Raw genomic sequence first — 17,329 nt, forward strand, 5'->3', positions numbered from 1 at the left:
CCCCTACTCCCCTCCCGCACGCCCCACAGTCCTGCAGCGATGAAGGCAGGGTTCGTCAAAGCACTGACCGGCCCGGACCAAAGTCCAGGGCCGGTTCGATCGCAATAGAGATCGGCGGGGGTGAGGAGAACCTGCCACATAGGGATGATGCCGCCGCCGGATCGAACCACACCGTGAAATGCAGTGGCTTCTCCTATTGCGGCCTTACCTCACGATTGCAGCGATAAAATTTCACCGCAACGTGACTTCCCGTTGACTTCCCGTTCTGCCACATATTTCGGCCAAGCAGAACAAAGCCGGCATCACCGGCGGGAATTGGAATGGTCATGGCCTCGCGACGATCATTATGGCTGGCAGCCTTCGCGCTGGCCTTTTCGGTTTTTGCCGGTGCTGGCCAAGGCAGCGAGCCCGAAACAGTCCAGGCCGAAAAATCCCAGCCCGACCGGCCGCTTGGTGTGGTCGAACTGTTCACCAGCCAGGGCTGCAGTTCCTGCCCGCCGGCGGACGCGTTCTTCGCCGAACTCGCCACCAGGCAAGACCTTGTCGCGCTCGCTTACCACGTCGACTACTGGGATTATCTCGGCTGGAAGGACACGCTGAGCCACAAGGAAAACACCGAGCGGCAATATGACTACATGCGCTATTTCAGCAGCCGTTCCGTCTATACGCCGCAGGCCGTCCTGAACGGCCGCATGCATGTCAACGGCGCCAATCGCGGCGAGGTCGATGGCGCGCTTGCCCGCATGGCCCGTGCCGGCGAAGGCATGCGTGTGCCCGTCAAGGTCAGCCGCACCGGCGACCGTGTCATCATCGACACCGGCGATGCCGGCGCCGGCCCGAACGACGCCCATGTCGTCATCGTCTATTTCGACGCACCGCAGACGGTCAAGATCGGCCAGGGCGAGAACTCTGGCCGCAAGATGACCTATTGGAACGCGGTCACCGGCATCCAGACCGCCGGCATGTGGCACGGCAAGGCGCAGCGCTACGAATTGCCGCTGAGCGAGATCACCAAGAAGGGCGGCTGCGCCGTGCTTTTGCAATCGGTCGGCAAGGATGGCCTCCCGGGTCCCATCCTGGGCGCGGCTTTCATCCACAAGCCCGGATCCGAGACCTCCATTGATCGAAACCTGTAGCGTCACGGGTTCGGCGCAATTCCAGACGCAAACCGTTACACATCTTCGAATGGTTTCAATGTCCGGTCAGGCGATCGGCAAAGGCCGCAAGGCGTGAGGTACGGCCCAAGCCGTTTGCTTCACGCCGGTCGGCGATGCGATAGAGCTGGTACATGGTATGCACGCCGAGCCAGCGCAGCGGTTCCGGTTCCCATTTCTTGACCGTGCGGTTGACCCAGGGCAGCCGGGTCAGTTCGGTGTCGTGGCCGAGCACCAGGTCGCGCAAGGTGCGGCCCGACAGGTTGGAACTCGACACGCCTAGCCCGACATAGCCGCCGGCCCAGCCGATGCCGCTCTCACGGTCGAAACCCGAAGTCGTGCACCAGTCGCGCGGCACACCGAGCGTGCCGCACCAGGCATGGTCAAGGCGCACGCCTTTGGTCTGCGGCAACAGCTTGATCAGCACCTCGTGCAACTGGTCGATGGTTGCCTGCTGGGTCCGGCCGCGCACATCGGTGCGCGAGCCGAAGCGATAGGGCACGCCGCGGCCGCCCATGGCGATGCGGCCTTCGCGCGTGCGCTGAGCGTAGCAATACGTGTGCGCGGCGTCGCCCAGCACCTCGTAACCATTCCAGCCGATCGCGTCCCAGAGTTCCTGCGGCAGCTTCTCGGTCACCACGATGGCGCTGTTCAGCGGCAGCCAGAGACGCTCATAGCCGGGAATACCCGCCGTGAACCCCTCGGTGGCGCGGATGATCTTTTGCGCCCGCACGATACCTCTGGTGGTGGTGACCTTCCCCTTCTCGATCGCCAGCACCTGCGTCTGCTCGTAGATCGGCACGCCGAGCCGCGCGACCGCGGCCGCCAGACCCTGGACCAGCTTGGCCGGCTGCACACGCGCGACGTTGCGCACGACCAAGGCGCCCAGCACCTTGTCGATGGCGATGCGCTGGCGCGCCTCCCGCGCGTCGAGGAAGGCCAGCCGCTCCGGCGGCATCTCCCAGCCCAGCAGCTCCTCGTATTCTGCCCTGGCGCGCTGTAGTTGCGCGGCGTTGGTGGCGACGGTGATGTTGTCGACACGGCGGATATCGGCATCGATGCCCTCGGCTTCCGTCACCGCGATCACCTCATCGACCGTGCCGAACATGGCGCGTTGCATGTCGATCACGGCGCCGCGCGACGAGGTTTTTGCGTATTTCTCGCGCGACCAGCTGAAACCGCCCGACAGCCAGCCGCCATTGCGGCCCGAGGCGCCGAAGCCGGCGAACTCCTTTTCGACGATGGCGACGCGCAGCGCAGGCTGTGCCTTCTTCAAATAGTAGGCGGTCCACAGGCCGGTGTAGCCGGCGCCGACGACGCAGACATCGGCCTCGATGTCGCCGGGCAAGGGCGGCCGATAAGCGGGAACGCCGCCGATATCGGCATACCAGAACGACACGTCGCCATTATGCTTGGCTTGCATTTTTTGAAATCCGTTCCGAAATTCAGGTAAGCGTCAGGTCGGCCTTGTCGTCGTCGGCGAGCAGCTTCACGTCGGCGCCGGCGAACAGCACGTCAACCTCGTCTCCGATGGCAAAACTGTCTGCTTCCAGGGTCGAGCGCACGATGGCTTTGGAGCCGTCGGCCAGATCGACCTCGTATTTGGAGCCGGAGCCGAGATAGATCGCTTCGCCTATGCGCCCCGTGAGCCGGTTGCGGCCATCGCCGCCGGCACCACGGCGGGCAAGCGCCAGCTTTTCGGGCCGCAGCAGCATGACCGGCCTGCCGCCATTGGCGAGACGCTTGGCTGTCGCTACCTTCTGGCCCGCAATGTCGATCGCCGTCTCCCCGCCGGAGGTGGCGGCGGCCCCGCGCAGCACGGTGGAATCGCCGATGAATTTGCCGACGAACAGCGTCGCCGGCTCGTCATACAGCTCGCGCCCGGTGCCGATCTGTTCGATGCGGCCCCGGTTGAACACGGCTATGCGGTCCGACAGAACCAGCGCCTCTTCCTGGTCGTGCGTCACATAGACGAAGGTGGTGCCGAGTTCGCGGTGGATGCGCTTGATTTCGAGCTGCAGCCATTCGCGCAGTTTCTTGTCGAGCGCGCCGAGCGGCTCGTCCATCAACAGCAGCGGCGGATCGAAGACGATGGCGCGCGCCAGCGCCACGCGCTGCTGCTGGCCGCCCGAAAGTTCGCTGGGAAAGCGGTGGCCGAAATCCGCCATCTTGACCATGTCGAGCGCTTGGCGCACGCGGCGTTCGCGCTCGGCTCCGGCCACACCGCGCAGGGCGAGCGGATAGGCGACGTTGCGGCTCACGGTCATGTGCGGGAACAGCGCGTAATGCTGGAACACCACGCCGATGTTGCGCTTGTGCGCCGGGACGCCGACGACGCTCTTGCCGCCCACTTCCAGCGCGCCCGAACTGGCCTCGGTGAAACCGGCAACGACATTGAGCGTCGTCGTCTTGCCGGAGCCGCTCGGCCCGAGCAGCGTCATGAACTCGCCGGCCTTGATGTGCAGCGATACGCCGTCCAGCGCCTTGAAGCTGCCATAGGCCTTGCTGATCGACTTGAGATCGATCGCCGCGCCCCTGCTCTCTTGCCCCGGATTCATTGGCGTCCTTTCCGCTCACGGCCAAGAAGAAGCATGCCGCTGCCGATCAGGATCGTGGTGGCAAACAACAGGATCGTGCCGACGGCCGCTACCGTGGGGTCGGCGTCGCGCGTGATGGAAGCGAAGATCTGCACCGGCAATGTCTTGAGGTAGGGATTGGTGATGAACAGCGACACGACAATCTCGTCGAAGGAGGTGGCAAAGGCGAACAGCAGCCCTGACAGCACGCCGGGCGCAATCAACGGCAGCGTCACCGTGCGGAACGTGGTGAGCGCGTTCGCGCCCAGGCTCGCCGCGGCCGTCTCGAGGCGCCTGTCGAACACTTCGAGATTGGCCGAGACGGCAATCAGCACGAAGGGCAGCGCAAGGATGGTGTGGGCGAGCACGAAGCCGAGCAGCGTGCCGACAAGCCGCGTATCGAGATAGACAGCGTAGATGCCGATGGCCAGCACCACGCCGGGCACGACCATCGGTGTCAACATCAGCATGCGCAGCAGGTTTGCCGGCCGCGCTTTCATGCGGTCGAGACCGAAGGCTGCAAGCGTGCCGAGCACCGTTGCCAGCACCGCGACGATCGAGGCGACCTTCAGCGAATTCAGGAAGCTGTTCGACCAATCGGGGTTGGTGACAAAATTCTGGTACCACTGCCAGGAGAAGCCCTGCGGCGGAAACGCCAGCGACTTGTTCTCGTTGAACGACATCGGCACCACCACCAGCGTCGGCGCCACCAGCCATATGGCCACCAGCAGGCAGACAAGACCCAGGACGACGCGCGTGAGCGGCTTCATTTCCATCAGCGCCGCTCCGCTTCCCGGTACCGGGATCGCATCACCGGCGCGGCAAGCGCCAGCAGCACGAAAGTCGTGACCAGCAGCACCACGCCCATCGCGCCGCCCCTGCCCCATTGCAGCAGACTGAGCACCTGCGTCTGCACCAGGGTGGACAGCATGGTCGAACGAGGACCGCCGAGCAGAGCCGGTGTGATGTAGAAGCCGAGCGCCAGGATGAAGACGATGATCGCCCCGGCATAGACGCCCGGCAGCGACAGCGGCAGGTAGATGGTGAAGAAGGCGCGGGACGGTCGGGCGCCAAGACTTTGCGCGGCGCGCATCAGCCTGAGGTCGATGCCTTTCATGACCGAATAGAGCGGCAGGATCATGAAGGGCAAAAGAACCTGCGCCATGCCGATGACCACGCCCGTCTGGGTACGGATCAGCCTGACGCCGCCGAGCCCGAGCGACCGCAGGATCGAGTTGATGACCCCTGAATCCTGGAGCAGGATCACCCACGACAGGGTGCGCACCACGCCGCTCACCCAAAACGGGATCAGCACACATAGCATCAGCACCAGCCGAACGCGCGGCCCGACCGCGGTCATCAGATAAGCGTAGGGATAGGCCGAGACCACGCACACCAGCGTGACCCACATCGAAATGACGAAGGTCCGCTGGAGCACGGTGAGATTGATGGGCATGCTGAAGAACCAGATATAGTTCTGCAGGCCCCACTCCGGCTCCGACAGGCTGCGCAGGATGATGGTGAGCAGCGGATAGCCGATCACCGCCAGGAGCAGGACCAGCGCCGGCAGCGCGAGCGCGTACGGCCGCCATGCCCGGCGCCTTTCGGCAGCAGGAATGGTTGGCTTGGACGCGCTCACGGTCTGTATTCCCGTCAGCCGGTCAGTTGCCGGCCATCAGCGCCGACCACTTCTCCTGCGCCACCGCGAAGTTCGGCACCCAGAACTTGAAATTCTGTTTGTAGCCCTGCTTCTGGCGTTCAGGCGTGTTGGTCAGGTAGGCGGACACGGAAGCGTCGACCTTGGGCTGCGCGTCGTTGTTGATCGGCGTGTAGGAGGTCTTCTCCGCCAATATTTCCTGGGCATGCTTGCCGAGATAGGCATTGAGCAACGCGTAGGATGCATCCGTATCCTTGACGCCGACCGGGATCGTCATCTGGTCCATCACCACCAGCCAGTCCTGCCAGGCGGGTGCATATTTGGCACCGTTCTTGACTGCCGTCATGGCGCGGCCCGTCCACATCATCAGCATGTCGGCCTCGCCGGATTCGGCGAGCTGCTGCGATTCGGCGCCGGTCTTCCAGAAAATGGTGTCGGGGCCGAGCTTGCGGACCACATCGATGGCCTTGTCGATGTCGGCCACCGTCATCGCCTTCGGGTCGCCGCCGGCGACTTTGAACGCCTGTTCCAGCAAACCGCCGGTCGGGCTGCCGGAGCCGTCGATCCCACGCACGCCTGGGAATTTTTGGGTATCGAAGAAATCGGCCCAGCTCTTGGGCGGATTATCCCCGTACTTTTCCTTGTTATACATCAGCACGACACCGTAGTTCATCGCCGGCACCGAGCATTCGCCGACTTGACCTTCCGGGACTTTCGAGACGTCGAGCTTCGCCAGATCGAGCTTCTGGAACAGCTTGCCGCAATATACATAGGGCGGCAGGTCGTCGGTATCGACGACGTCCCAGGTGACATTGCCCGACTCGACCTGCGCCTGCAGTTTGGCGATCTCCGTCGGGCCGTCATTGAGCAGCTTGACGCCGGATTTGTCGACGAACTCCTTGAGCGCGGCCACCTGGCCGTCCTGGTAGATTCCGCCATAGGACACGAAGGTCAGCGTCTTGCCCTTCAGCGAGCCTTCAGCTACCTCTCCCGCCACCGGCTTGGATTGTGCGAGCGCGGCGGTAGCAGCCATAAGCACGGCGACGCACGCCGCATGTCCAAATCTCAGTCTCATGATCAACTCTCCCATTGCTGAACTCGCATTTGTTTTCATTCACCCGGATGCGAGCGGTTTCCGGGCCTGTATTGATCGAGTTCGAGCGCGCCGGCGGTTGGCGGCGCGATGATCCACAGCACCTCAGCCGGCGTGTCGCCGACATTGACCGTGCGATGCGGCACCGATGTTGCGTATTCGACACTGTCGCCTTCGCGCATCACATGGCGCTCGTCGGCAAGCGTCAGCTCCACCGTCCCCTTGAGCACCATGAACATTTCGTGTTCGCCGCTATGGACATAGGTCTCGTCGCCGGTCGACCCGCCGACCTCGAAATGTCCGGCATAGACCTCGAACTGGTGGATCGGCCGCCGCGACAGGAGCATCTTGCGGCCTTGCACGCCGACCGGAACGACCGGCCGCTCCTCGCGCCGCAGCACCTTGTGCAGGGGGCGGGCATTGTCCTCGAACAGATCGTTGATGCCGAGGTCGAGAGCGGCGGCGATCTTGAGCAGCGTGCCGGTGTTGGCGCCGCACAGATTGCGCTCGAGCTGGCTGATGAAGCTCGCCGTCGTGCCCGCCATGTCGGCGAGTTGGCGCAGCGAGACGCGCCGCGCCGTGCGCAATGCCTTGATGCGAGGGCCGACGCCGCCGGCCTCTGGCGCGACCGTCCCACCATTCACCTGTTTTGCCGTGGAGTCCGATGCGCCTGGCATTGCCGTCTCCGTTTCACTTAACACCCTATTAAGTGAGGCGGCAAATGGCAAGCACGTCGGCGGATTGAGTCGATATGGCCGCCTCGGGGGCTTTACGCCGAGTTCCACGGGTCGCCTTAGTTGCGTAAAAAGGTGCAAAAACGAAAAAACCGACGTCAGCTTGCTTCTGACGCCGGTCATTTAGGTTTTGGGATCGTCGCACCTGGCGCTTTTCCGTGGAAAAGGCCGAGGTTGGTTCGATCCGACGCAGACCCGTGGGCGGGGGGCTTGGGGTTTACGAGCCGGTGCCGGACCGAACCGTCTCAGGCAACGCCGGTAAATTCGTCGGACATTGGGGCATGAGCGCGGATAAAAAAAGGCAGAAATGTGGCGAAGCATCACCAATTCCAACATGCGTTTCACAAACGTGACTGGACGCGACGGAAACGGCTCGCCGCCGGCTTCGCTTCGCCGGCTCTTGCAATTGGGTTGCGAAGGGGCCAACTTTGGTTGGCAAAGATTCATTTTGAAGGATCGAGGCATGACTGATGACGGCGGCGGGATGGGGGATGGAGACGCATCCGCAATATTGATCCCGCTACACGAGGCGCGACGTGAACGCCTCGACCAGCCGGTCCGCTTCGACCGGCGTGAACTGGACCAGATCCTGAGGCTCTATGGACGTATGGTCGCCGCCAATGAATGGCGCGACTACGCCATCGATCATCTCGCCGACCGCGCTGTCTTTTCCGTTTTTCGTCGCGCCAGCGAAGTACCGCTGTTCCAGATCGTCAAGGATCCGAAACTGGCGCGCAAGCAGGGCGCCTTCGCCGTCATCGCGGCGGGCGGGCGCATCCTCAAACGCGGCCAGGAGCTTGGCCGCGTGCTTGGCGTCTTCGACAGCAAGCTGAAGCTGGTCCAGGTTTGAACGAGGAATTGAGGAATAAGACACTCGGCGTCTGACGTAAGCGCCATTTTTCTTTCATTCTTCAGTTCTTCAATTCCTCAATTCTCCAGTTCCTCATTCTTCAATTCCCCCTTCCGGAATTTCCGCTCCGGCAACGAATCCGGATCGGGTGGCACCGATGCCCCGCCGTTCAGCGATAGCTGCATGAACACCGTGTCCAGCCAGCGCCCGTGCTTGTAGCCGGAGCCTTCGAGGCGGCCGGAATGGCGAAAGCCGAGCTTCTCGTGCAGCCTGACCGAGGCGCTGTGGGCGTGGCCATCGCCGATGACCGCGACGATCTGGCGAAAGCCTGCCGCCTGCACCGCCGCAACCAGGCTTTGCATCAGCTTGAGGCCGACGCCCTGACCCTTGGCATTGGGCGCGACATAGACCGAATCCTCGACGATGAAGCGATAGGCCGGGCGCGGCCGGAAGGGGCCGGCATAGGCATAGCCGAGCACGGCGCCGTCCTTCTCGGCCACCAGATAGGGAAAGCCGCCGGCCGCGAGCGTGGCGAATCGCGTCCCCATCTCGGCGCGGCTGGGCGGCTCCAGTTCATAGCTCGCCGTGCCGTTGGTCACCGCGTCGGCATAGATTTCCGTGATTATGTCGAGGTCGACCGGGGTTGCCGGCCTGATCACGATATTGCTCATTCTCAATGCAGCCCTCTTATCTGCCCTCGACAACAGCAGAGGCCCACATAAAAGAAAAGGGCGGCCATTGGGCCGCCCTTCCAAGAGTTGATGGTCCAATACCGCTTAGCGGCGGTCGCCCATGAACTGGAGCAGGAACATGAACAGGTTGATGAAGTCGAGGTAGAGCGACAGCGCGCCCATGATGGCCTTGCGGCCGGCGACATCGGATGCGTCGCCCTCGAAATACATCTCCTTGATCTTCTGCGTGTCGTAAGCGGTGAGGCCGGCGAACACCAGCACGCCGATCGCCGAGACGGCGAAGGTCAGCGCCGACGACTGCAGGAAGATGTTGATCACCGACGCGATGATGATGCCGAACACGCCCATGATCAGGAACGAGCCCATCGCCGACAGGTCGCGCTTGGTGGTGTAGCCGAACAGCGACAGCGCGCCGAAAGCGGCGGCGGTGGCGAAGAAGGTCTGCGAGATGCTTGCCGTGGTGTAGACCAGGAAGATCGACGACAGCGACAGGCCGACCAGGCCGGCATAGACCCAGAAGGTCGTCTGCGCGGCGGCGACGCTCATCGACTGAATCCTGAACGACAGGAAGAACACGGCGGCCAGCGGCGCCAGCATGACAACCCAGCGCAGCGGCGAACCGAAGATCGCATAGCCGAACGAGGTCAGCATCTCGCCGCTCGGCAGCGTCGCGACGGCCGAGGCCGGGTCGGCGGTGGTGGCCAGCATGATCGTGCCGATGGCGGCAAGGCCGGTGATGAGCAAGCCAAGCCCCATCAGATTGTAGACCTTGATCATGTACGCGCGCAGACCCTGGTCGATGTCGGCGCGGACGCCGGGCACCGCCGACGTCTGATAATTGCGAATGGGATCAGCCATTGGAAATCCTCTGTTGCTTCTGCCCCGTCCGGTGTCGGGCCTCTTGCGGACCCAGGCGCCGCTGGCGGGGCTCCAGCATGCCTGCGCCGAAATATGATGGTTATTCGCGTCGAGAACAAGACCGTAACCTGTTGTAACGGTTCGTGACAGGCTAAAATGCCGCTCCGCCGGCCGTTTTAGACGGCATTCTTACAAAGATTTAACCCGGGCAGGCGGCGCAGGGCGGCGAATCAGAGGTTTCGCAGCACGGGCGCCGCTTTGTGGCCAAGCACCCGCCAGGTGCCGGCAAGGCCGATGCCGACCGTGATCACCAGCGAAAAGGCAATCGTGGCGACCGCGACTTCCGGCATGAAATGCGACGGCAAGGTCATGATGCGCGCGACGACGAACCAGGCTGCGGCGCTGCCTGCGGCAAGCGCGAAGATCGCGGTGGCGAGCCCGATCAGCATGTATTCCAGCGAGAAGGCCGTTATCAGCGTGGTGCGCGTCGCGCCCAGCGTCTTCAGCACCACCGCGTCGTGGATGCGCGCCCGATTGCCGGCGGCAAGCGCGCCGGCAAGCACCAGGACCGAGGCGATCAGCGCCACGCCGGCCGCCGCCCGGATCGCCGTGCCGAGCTGGCCGACCAACCGGTTGACGATGTCGAGCGCGTCCTTGACCCGCACCGTCGTCACCGCCGGGAAAGCGCGGGTCACGGCATTGAGGACGCGCGCGTCGTCGGCGCTCGAAGCACTCTTTTCAGTGAGCGTCGCGATCCAGCCATGCGGGGCGCCCGCGAATGTGTTGGGCGAGAACACCATGACGAAATTGATGCCCATCGTCTCCCATTCGACCTGGCGGAAATTGGCGATCCGCGCCGTGACCTTGCGGCCGAGCACATTGACGGTGACGGTGTCGCCGAGCTTCAGCCCGATTTCCTTGCCCTCCTTGTCGGAAAACGAAACCAGCGGCTCGCCGGCATAATTGTCCGGCCACCATTTGCCCTCGGTCAGCGTCGCGTTTTCCGGCTGCCTGATATCATAGGTCAGGCCGCGATCTCCCTTCAGCACCCAGGCGCCTTCGGCCGGCACGTTGACCTTGTCGACATCGACGCCGTTGAGCGCCATCACCCGGCCCCGCAGCATCGGCACCTTGGCCAGCTTTCCCTGCGGCGCCTCCTTTGCGATCAGCGATGAGAAGGCATCGACTTCGCTGCCCTGGATGTCGACGAAGAAGAAGTTCGGCGCCCGCTCCGACAGGTTGCCGGAGATCTGGCGCCGGAGATTCCCGTCGATCAGCGCCAGCGTCACCAGGAGAGTCAGTCCAAGCCCCAGCGACAACACCACCGACGGCGTCAGCGCGCCGGGCCTGTGGATGTTGCCGATGGCGAGCCTGAGCGCGACAAAGCGCACGCGCGGGCTTTTCCTGGCTGCCCATTGCACCAGTCCGCCAACGAGACGCAGCACCAGGAAAGCAAAAATCGTGGCGCCGACGAAGATCGAGGCGATGCGCTGGTCGCCCGAAAACAGGATCGCCAGCGCCGCCAGGAAAAGCGCGATGCCGAGCGCGCAAACGACATAGACGGGGCGCGGCAGTCCGCGGCCTTCCAGCCCCATCTCCCGGAACAGCGCGGTCGCCGGCACGTCACGGGCGCGGCCGAGCGGCAGCAGCGCGAAGGCGAGCGTCACAAGCAGGCCGAACAGCGCCGCCATGGCGAGCGCGCCGGGATAAAAGCCGCCTTGCGCCGGCACCGGAATGACGGACTGCAGGGCGGCACTTGCGACAAACGGCATCACCGCGCCCAGCACCAGGCCGGCGCCGATGCCGAGCAGGGCGATGATCAGGATCTGCACGAGGTAGACGGCAAAGACGAAGCCGCCGGACGCCCCCAGGCTCTTGAAGGTGGCGATGACGCCGCGCTTGCCGTCGAGATAGGCCCGCACCGCATTGGCGACGCCGACGCCGCCGACCACCAGCGCGGTAAGCCCGACCAGCGTCAGGAATTGCGAGAAGCGTTCGATGTTGGAAGACAGCGCCGGTGCTGCGTTGCTGCGCGTGCGGATCGACCAGCCGGCCTCCGGGAAATCCTTGGTCGCCTGGTCCTGGATGGCCTTGAGCCGCGCCTCGTCGGCAGCGGCGGGCAGCCGGACCTTGTAGGCGTTCTCGACCAGGCTGCCCGGCTGGATCAGTCCGCTGGCCGCGAGGCCCTCGGTCGAGATCATCAGCCTTGGCGCGAAGCCGAACCCGTCGGAAACCGCGTCGGGCTCGCTCACCAGCTTGGCGCGCAGTTCGAAGATGGCGGTGCCGAGTTTCAGCCGGTCGCCGATCTTGAGATGCAGCCGTTCGAACAAGAGGTCGGGTGCAGCGGCGCCGAAAACGCCGAACTGCCCGCCGAACAGTTCCTGCTTCGTCAGCGCCGGTTCGGTTTCCAGCGCGCCATAGAGCGGATAGGCCTCGTCGACCGCCTTGGCCTCGACCAGCGCCTGGTCGGATCCGTCGGCCAGGCGCGCCATCGAGCGCATGCCTGCGATATGCGAAACGACGCCCAGCCCGTCGAGAAAGCCAAGCTCAGCCTGGTTGGCGTCGCGCTGGTTGATCTGGAAGCGAAGGTCGCCCCCGAGCAGCGTCTGGCCCTGATCGGCGACACCGGCGGTAATGGAGCGGGCCACCGAATTGACGCCGCCGATGGCCGCGACGCCGAGCGCTATGCAGGCGAGGAAAATAAGGAAGCCGGACAGGCCGCCACGCATCTCGCGCACAGAGAAGCGGATCGCAAGCTTCAACGTCCGCGCCAGCGGCATCAGGCGGTGACCTTGACCGGCGCCGGCGCTTCGATCCGCCCGGAGCGCATTGACACCTGGCGCGAGCAGCGCGCCGCGAGCGCCGGATCATGGGTGACCAGCACCAGCGTCATGCCGCGCTCGGCGGCCTTCGCGAATAGAAGATCGGCGACCTGCCGCCCCGTCGCCTGGTCGAGATTGCCGGTCGGCTCGTCGGCGATCAGGATGCGCGGCGACGGTGCCAGCGCCCGGGCGATCGCCACGCGCTGCTGCTCGCCACCCGAGAGTTCGCCGGGGTAATGGGTGACGCGGTCGCTGAGGCCCACGGCCGCCAGTTCCCGCTCCGCCACCGAAAACGGATCGGCGTGGCCGGCCAGTTCCAGCGGCACCGCGACATTTTCGAGCGCGGTCATGTTGGGGATCAGGTGGAAGGACTGGAACACGATGCCGATGTTTCGGCCACGAAACGAAGCGGTCTGATCCTCGGTTTTGTCATTGAGCAGCTCGCCGGCGATTCGTACCGTACCCGAGTCGACCCGCTCCAGCCCGGCCAGCACCATCAGCAATGTCGACTTGCCGGACCCCGACGGACCGACGATGCCCGTCGCCTCGCCGCGCGCCACTTCGAGGCTGACGCCCTGCAGCACATGGACGGAGGAAGCCCCTTCGCCGAGTGTCAGGGATACGTCTTTCAGCGCGATGACGGCTTCTGTCAAAATGAAAGCGTCCTATATGGAAAGGGAGGCTCTGCCTGTCGGAAGCCATCGCCGGAAGAATTCTCTGTCATATGGGGCCTGCCGCATGTCTTTCAAACGCCGCTTTGCCGCAGGCCTGATCGTCTTCCTCGCCATTTGCGGCGCCATTTCGTCGGCGCGCGCCGAGCCATTCAAGATCGTCGGCTTCGGTGACAGCCTGATGGCGGGGTTCGGCCTTGGGCCGGGTGAGGGCTTTACCGACAAATTGCAGGCCGCCCTTCGCGCCAGGGGCCATGACGTCGCCGTCGCCGATGCCGGGGTGTCCGGCGATACCTCCAGCGGCGGCCTAGCGCGGCTCGATTGGTCGGTGCCGGACGGGACGCAGCTTGTCATCCTCGAACTCGGCGCCAACGACATGCTGCGCGGCGTTTCACCCGACATCACCCGGAAGAACCTTGACGCGATGCTGGGCAAGCTCAAAGGGCGCAAGATCGCCGTGCTCCTGGCCGGCATGCGCGCCGCGCCCAATCTCGGCGCCGACTACCAGAGCGCCTTCGACGCCGTCTTTCCGGAACTCGCCGCGAAATACGGCGTTACGCTGTATCCGTTCTTTCTCGACGGCGTCGCCGGCCAGTCCGGTTTGCAACTCGGAGATGGCCTGCATCCGAACGCCAGAGGGGTCGATCAGATGGTCGAGCGCATCCTGCCGACGGTGGAGAAGGCCATCGCGGCGGTGCCGGGAGATTCATGATGTCCGATAAAGCCGCTTTCCGTTGGGGAAACGTTTAGCGAAGGCCTGCGACCAACAAACCACTTGCTCCATTTGATTATCGATGATTCGCTAGGGATGACAGTTCGATTCGAGGAAGGGAGGCTCTTCATGCCGCGTCTTTTCACCGCCCTCGAAATTCCGCGTGATGCCGCCCTTTCGCTGTCCCTGCTCCGGGGCGGCCTGCCCGGGGCCCGCTGGATCGACGTCGAAAATTACCATCTGACGCTGCGCTTCATCGGCGATGTCGAAGGCCATGTCGCCGACGAGATCGCCAATGCGCTCGACCGGGTGCAGCGCCCGTCCTTCTCGTTGGCACTCTCGGGTGTCGGCGCTTTCGGCCAGAAGAAGCCGCATGCCGTGTGGGCGGGCGCTTCCCCCTCGCCCGATCTGGCCGCCCTTCAGGCCGAGATCGAGCGCATTTGCCAACGGCTCGGCATTCCCGCCGATCCGCGCAAGTTCATGCCGCATGTGACGCTGGCGCGCCTGCGCAATTCGAGCCCGCTCGACGTCGCCCAATATCTGTCGGCGCGCGGCAATTTCTCGACGCTGCCGTTCCGCATCGGCCGCTTCGTCCTGATGTCGTCGCGTGATTCGGTCGGCGGCGGCCCTTATGTCGTCGAGGAAGCCTGGCCGCTGTCCGGCGTCGATACGCGCGCCGCAAGCCGTGTCGCCAGCGCCTCCGATGCCTCGCGGATCATGCGATAAACCGAAGCAAACGCTTCCCGGTCCCCATAATAGGGGTCCGGCACATCGCGCGGCCTTCCCTCGGCGAAGTCCAGGAACAGGTGGATGCGATCGCGCACTGCCGCCGGCGCCAGCGCCTTCAGGTCGTGGACGTTGGACCGGTCCATGCCGAAGATCAGGTCGAAGCGGTGAAAATCCTCCGGCACGATCTTGCGCGCCCGCTGCCGCGAGATGTCGATGCCGTGGCGCGACGCGATCGCAATCGAGCGCGGATCGGGAGCGGAGCCGACCTCCCAGCCGCCGGTCGCGGCCGAATCGAGCACGATATCCCCGCCATATCCGCGCTCCGAAAGCACGGCGCGAAGGACGCCTTCCGCCAGCGGCGATCGACAGATGTTGCCGAGACAGACGAAAAGAATGGAATTTATGGGCTTCGCTATCATGGATCCGGCGCTATGCTGGCTACTCCAGCGCAATAGCACGGGAAGCGGACATGACGAGAGAGAAACTGGGCAGGGAAGCCGCCGAAGCAGCGCTTGCGGCGCTTGACGGCTGGGCGCTGGCAAAGGACGGCGCCTCGATCGCGCGCACCTTCACCTTCAAGAATTTCTCCGAAGCCTTCGCCTTCATGACCCGTGTCGCGCTGGCCGCCGAGAAGATGGACCATCATCCCGACTGGTCGAATGTCTACAAGACCGTCGACGTGACGTTGAACACGCATGACGCCGGCGGCGTCACGGCGCTCGATATCGAACTGGCCAAGAAGATGAACCGCTATTTCGGCGGCTGAACGCGGACTGGCCATGCTCACGGGCCCGGCGCGGACCCGCCAAATCGGCGCCCGCATCTTGCAGCCGGGTTCGGCTTTCACCACATTTTGATCCGCGGGCATGCGCCAGTATGGGCATGGGACCCGCTAGGAGAGATTGATGGCGCAAGAATCCGGTTTTGACTTCTTCGGCTTTGGCGACAGACTGGGCGGCGAGGGCGAAGTGCGCGAAAAGTTCTGGCGCACTGCCAAGAAGGCCGCGCGGCAGATTCCGTTCATGGAAGACGTCGTCGCCGCCTATTACTGCGCCATGGACAAGAAAACGCCGCTGCGCGCCAAGGGCATATTGGTGGCCGCGCTCGGCTACTTCGTCCTGCCGGTCGACCTCATCCCCGACTTCATCTTCGGCCTCGGCTTCACCGACGACATCGCCGTGCTGACCGCCGCGATCACCGCCGTCAGCGCCCATATCACGCCGGCGCACCGGCAGGCCGCCAAGGACGCAATCGCCGACAAGGGCTAAAGTCCCGCCCGCCGAACCCGCCACGTCGGCCCAGCCCCTGGACAGGGGCGTTCAGCGGCGGGTCAAAAGTCAAACTCTTGCCGTTTTCGTGGCCTCCAAGTCACCAAAGGGACGCCGTGCCGGCCGCTGACAAGGCGGCGGCGCGGAAATGGCGGCGGTTTCCTGGGGTGAAGGTCCTTTTCTCTTGGGAAGTTCACCGTTTGGTAACCCAGATTAAATCAAAATGAAGCGACGGCAGGACGCCACGCGGCCCGCCTCCGCACCATTTGGAATACGGGAAAAACGATGCGCGGATTGATTGCACTAGTTTCGAGCCTGGTCCTGGCGGCCTCGGTAGCGCCGGCGCTGGCGCAGCAGGCGACCAAGATCGGCCAGCACAATGCCTGGGGCACCTACAGTTACCAGGCGTCGGGCGGCAAGGTCTGCTACGTGCTGACCGTGCCGACCGACAAGCAGCCGCCGACGCTCGACCATGGCGACATGTTCTTCTTCGTCAGCCAGCGGCCCGGCCAACAGGTATCCTATGAGCCGCAGTTCATCGCCGGCTACAATTTCCAGGAAGGCTCCAAGGCCACCGTCACCATCGACAAGAAGAGCTTCTCGATGTTCACGCGCGGAAAATCGGCCTGGGTCGAGAACGCCGCCGAGGAACCGGTGCTGATCGCGGCGATGAAGACCGGCACCGACATGAAGGTGTCGGCGAAGTCGGGCCGCGGCAATCCCACGAATTATGTCTTTTCGCTGAAGGGCATTTCGGCGGCGCTGTCCTCGATCGCCAAGTGCAAATAGGCTATCTTCGTTTTTGAACCAAAGGCCGGGCCGCAACCCCGGCCTTTTGCTTTTTCAGCCGTGGCCTGATTCCGGTGCGGCTTCCGCCCGCCGCCGCCGGATCGCTTCGGCGATGAAGACCCGCGACAGGGCGTGATAGAGCGGCTCGTGCGAAATCAGGCGCGCCGTGCCGTAACCCAGCATCGAGGCCAGCATCAGGCCGATGACATTGTCGTGATTGCCGGTCATTTCGAGGATGATGACGAAGGCCGTCATCGGCGCCTGTACCACGCCGGCGAAATAGCCGGCCATGCCGAGCAGCGCCGCGACGCCGGCGCCGCTGCCGAACACCAGGCCGAGCGAACTGCCGATGCCGGCGCCGACCGCCAGCGAGGGCGCGAAGATGCCCCCGGGTATGCCTGAAATCATCGACAGCAGCCCGGCCGCGAATTTCTCGGCGAAGAAGAACCAGGGCAGCGGCGTGCCTTCGACCGCGCTGCGCGCTTGCGCGTAGCCGGTGCCGAAGGTCAGCCCGCCCGACGCGATGCCGATCACCGCCACCACCAGTCCGCAGACCGCCGCCACCAGCAGCGCGCGCCACAGCGGCTGCAGTGCGCTCCAGCGCCGGATACGCCGCGTCGCCTTCAACGCCAGCAACGAGAACAAGGCGCCAAAGCCGCCGCCGATGACGCCGCAGGCGATCACCAGCCGCCAGTCGACGGCAAACGAGCTCGTCACCGTCGAC

19 protein-coding genes are annotated in these 17,329 nt (G+C 64.2%); 7 read left to right on the forward strand and 12 right to left on the reverse strand.

The window, feature by feature from the left end:
- The first annotated feature begins 320 nt into the window (after positions 1–320).
- Positions 321–1,136 (forward strand): thioredoxin family protein, encoded by an 816-nt coding sequence (locus FJ941_RS28500; protein WP_140510889.1) that lies wholly within the window; start codon positions 321–323, stop codon positions 1,134–1,136.
- A 55-nt stretch (positions 1,137–1,191) separates the two neighbouring features.
- Here the strand turns inward: FJ941_RS28500 and FJ941_RS28505 are convergent, their stop codons facing one another.
- Genes FJ941_RS28505 through FJ941_RS28530 form a run of 6 tightly spaced genes read right to left on the reverse strand, consistent with a single transcriptional unit; the run spans position 1,192 to position 7,157 of the window.
- Positions 1,192–2,577: an FAD-binding oxidoreductase gene (locus FJ941_RS28505; protein WP_140510891.1), complete on the reverse strand. Its 1,386-nt coding sequence runs from the start codon at positions 2,575–2,577 to the stop codon at positions 1,192–1,194.
- A 22-nt stretch (positions 2,578–2,599) separates the two neighbouring features.
- Positions 2,600–3,712 (reverse strand): ABC transporter ATP-binding protein, encoded by a 1,113-nt coding sequence (locus FJ941_RS28510; RefSeq protein WP_140510892.1) that lies wholly within the window; start codon positions 3,710–3,712, stop codon positions 2,600–2,602.
- Positions 3,709–4,506, reverse strand: coding sequence for an ABC transporter permease (locus FJ941_RS28515; RefSeq protein WP_140510894.1), 798 nt, complete (start codon positions 4,504–4,506; stop codon positions 3,709–3,711). Before FJ941_RS28515 ends, FJ941_RS28510 begins: the two co-directional genes overlap by 4 nt.
- Complete coding sequence (locus FJ941_RS28520; RefSeq protein WP_140510896.1) at positions 4,506–5,369, reverse strand: ABC transporter permease; 864 nt, start codon at positions 5,367–5,369, stop codon at positions 4,506–4,508. Before FJ941_RS28520 ends, FJ941_RS28515 begins: the two co-directional genes overlap by 1 nt.
- A 22-nt stretch (positions 5,370–5,391) precedes the next feature.
- Complete coding sequence (locus FJ941_RS28525) at positions 5,392–6,462, reverse strand: PotD/PotF family extracellular solute-binding protein (RefSeq protein ID WP_181170048.1); 1,071 nt, start codon at positions 6,460–6,462, stop codon at positions 5,392–5,394.
- A 35-nt stretch (positions 6,463–6,497) separates the two neighbouring features.
- Complete coding sequence (locus FJ941_RS28530; protein ID WP_140510900.1) at positions 6,498–7,157, reverse strand: XRE family transcriptional regulator; 660 nt, start codon at positions 7,155–7,157, stop codon at positions 6,498–6,500.
- A 520-nt stretch (positions 7,158–7,677) separates the two neighbouring features.
- Here FJ941_RS28530 and FJ941_RS28535 point away from each other — a divergent pair.
- Positions 7,678–8,064 carry a DUF2794 domain-containing protein gene (locus FJ941_RS28535; RefSeq protein ID WP_140510902.1) on the forward strand — a complete coding sequence of 129 codons (387 nt, stop codon included), beginning with the start codon at positions 7,678–7,680 and terminating at the stop codon, positions 8,062–8,064.
- Positions 8,065–8,141: 77 nt separating this feature from the next.
- Here the strand turns inward: FJ941_RS28535 and FJ941_RS28540 are convergent, their stop codons facing one another.
- From FJ941_RS28540 to FJ941_RS28555, 4 genes are all read right to left on the reverse strand, one after another.
- Positions 8,142–8,735 (reverse strand): GNAT family N-acetyltransferase, encoded by a 594-nt coding sequence (locus FJ941_RS28540; RefSeq protein WP_140510904.1) that lies wholly within the window; start codon positions 8,733–8,735, stop codon positions 8,142–8,144.
- A 105-nt stretch (positions 8,736–8,840) separates the two neighbouring features.
- On the reverse strand, positions 8,841–9,614 hold the full coding sequence (locus tag FJ941_RS28545) for a Bax inhibitor-1/YccA family protein (protein WP_140510906.1): 774 nt from the start codon (positions 9,612–9,614) through the stop codon (positions 8,841–8,843).
- Positions 9,615–9,844: 230 nt separating this feature from the next.
- The gene (locus FJ941_RS28550; protein WP_140510908.1) at positions 9,845–12,394 is read right to left on the reverse strand and encodes an ABC transporter permease; all 2,550 of its coding nucleotides are present in this window, start codon (positions 12,392–12,394) and stop codon (positions 9,845–9,847) included.
- The gene (locus FJ941_RS28555) at positions 12,394–13,089 is read right to left on the reverse strand and encodes an ABC transporter ATP-binding protein (protein WP_140510910.1); all 696 of its coding nucleotides are present in this window, start codon (positions 13,087–13,089) and stop codon (positions 12,394–12,396) included. Before FJ941_RS28555 ends, FJ941_RS28550 begins: the two co-directional genes overlap by 1 nt.
- Before the next feature lie 85 nt (positions 13,090–13,174).
- Between FJ941_RS28555 and FJ941_RS28560 the strand changes: the two genes are divergently transcribed.
- Entirely contained in the window at positions 13,175–13,819 is a 645-nt protein-coding gene (locus FJ941_RS28560; protein WP_140510912.1) for an arylesterase, read from the forward strand.
- A gap of 129 nt (positions 13,820–13,948) precedes the next feature.
- Positions 13,949–14,545: an RNA 2',3'-cyclic phosphodiesterase gene (gene thpR, locus FJ941_RS28565; RefSeq protein WP_140510914.1), complete on the forward strand. Its 597-nt coding sequence runs from the start codon at positions 13,949–13,951 to the stop codon at positions 14,543–14,545.
- Here the strand turns inward: thpR and FJ941_RS28570 are convergent.
- The gene (locus tag FJ941_RS28570; protein ID WP_140510916.1) at positions 14,449–14,967 is read right to left on the reverse strand and encodes a low molecular weight protein-tyrosine-phosphatase; all 519 of its coding nucleotides are present in this window, start codon (positions 14,965–14,967) and stop codon (positions 14,449–14,451) included. The genes thpR and FJ941_RS28570 overlap by 97 nt on opposite strands.
- Before the next feature lie 50 nt (positions 14,968–15,017).
- Here FJ941_RS28570 and FJ941_RS28575 point away from each other — a divergent pair, with 50 nt between their 5' ends.
- The 3 genes from FJ941_RS28575 to FJ941_RS28585 all read left to right on the forward strand — a co-directional run bounded on the left by FJ941_RS28575 (position 15,018) and on the right by FJ941_RS28585 (position 16,605).
- Positions 15,018–15,314: a 4a-hydroxytetrahydrobiopterin dehydratase gene (locus tag FJ941_RS28575; RefSeq protein ID WP_140510918.1), complete on the forward strand. Its 297-nt coding sequence runs from the start codon at positions 15,018–15,020 to the stop codon at positions 15,312–15,314.
- Positions 15,315–15,453: 139 nt separating this feature from the next.
- On the forward strand, positions 15,454–15,816 hold the full coding sequence (locus FJ941_RS28580) for a YkvA family protein (RefSeq protein ID WP_027146206.1): 363 nt from the start codon (positions 15,454–15,456) through the stop codon (positions 15,814–15,816).
- Between the two features lie 285 nt (positions 15,817–16,101).
- On the forward strand, positions 16,102–16,605 hold the full coding sequence (locus tag FJ941_RS28585) for an invasion associated locus B family protein (RefSeq protein ID WP_140510920.1): 504 nt from the start codon (positions 16,102–16,104) through the stop codon (positions 16,603–16,605).
- A gap of 54 nt (positions 16,606–16,659) precedes the next feature.
- Here FJ941_RS28585 and FJ941_RS28590 read toward each other — a convergent pair.
- Positions 16,660–17,329: chloride channel protein (locus FJ941_RS28590; RefSeq protein ID WP_181170050.1), on the reverse strand; the 670-nt coding region annotated here is incomplete at its 5' end.

It is taken from the genome of Mesorhizobium sp. B2-3-13, assembly GCF_006442195.1.
Lineage (GTDB): Bacteria > Pseudomonadota > Alphaproteobacteria > Rhizobiales > Rhizobiaceae > Mesorhizobium > Mesorhizobium salmacidum.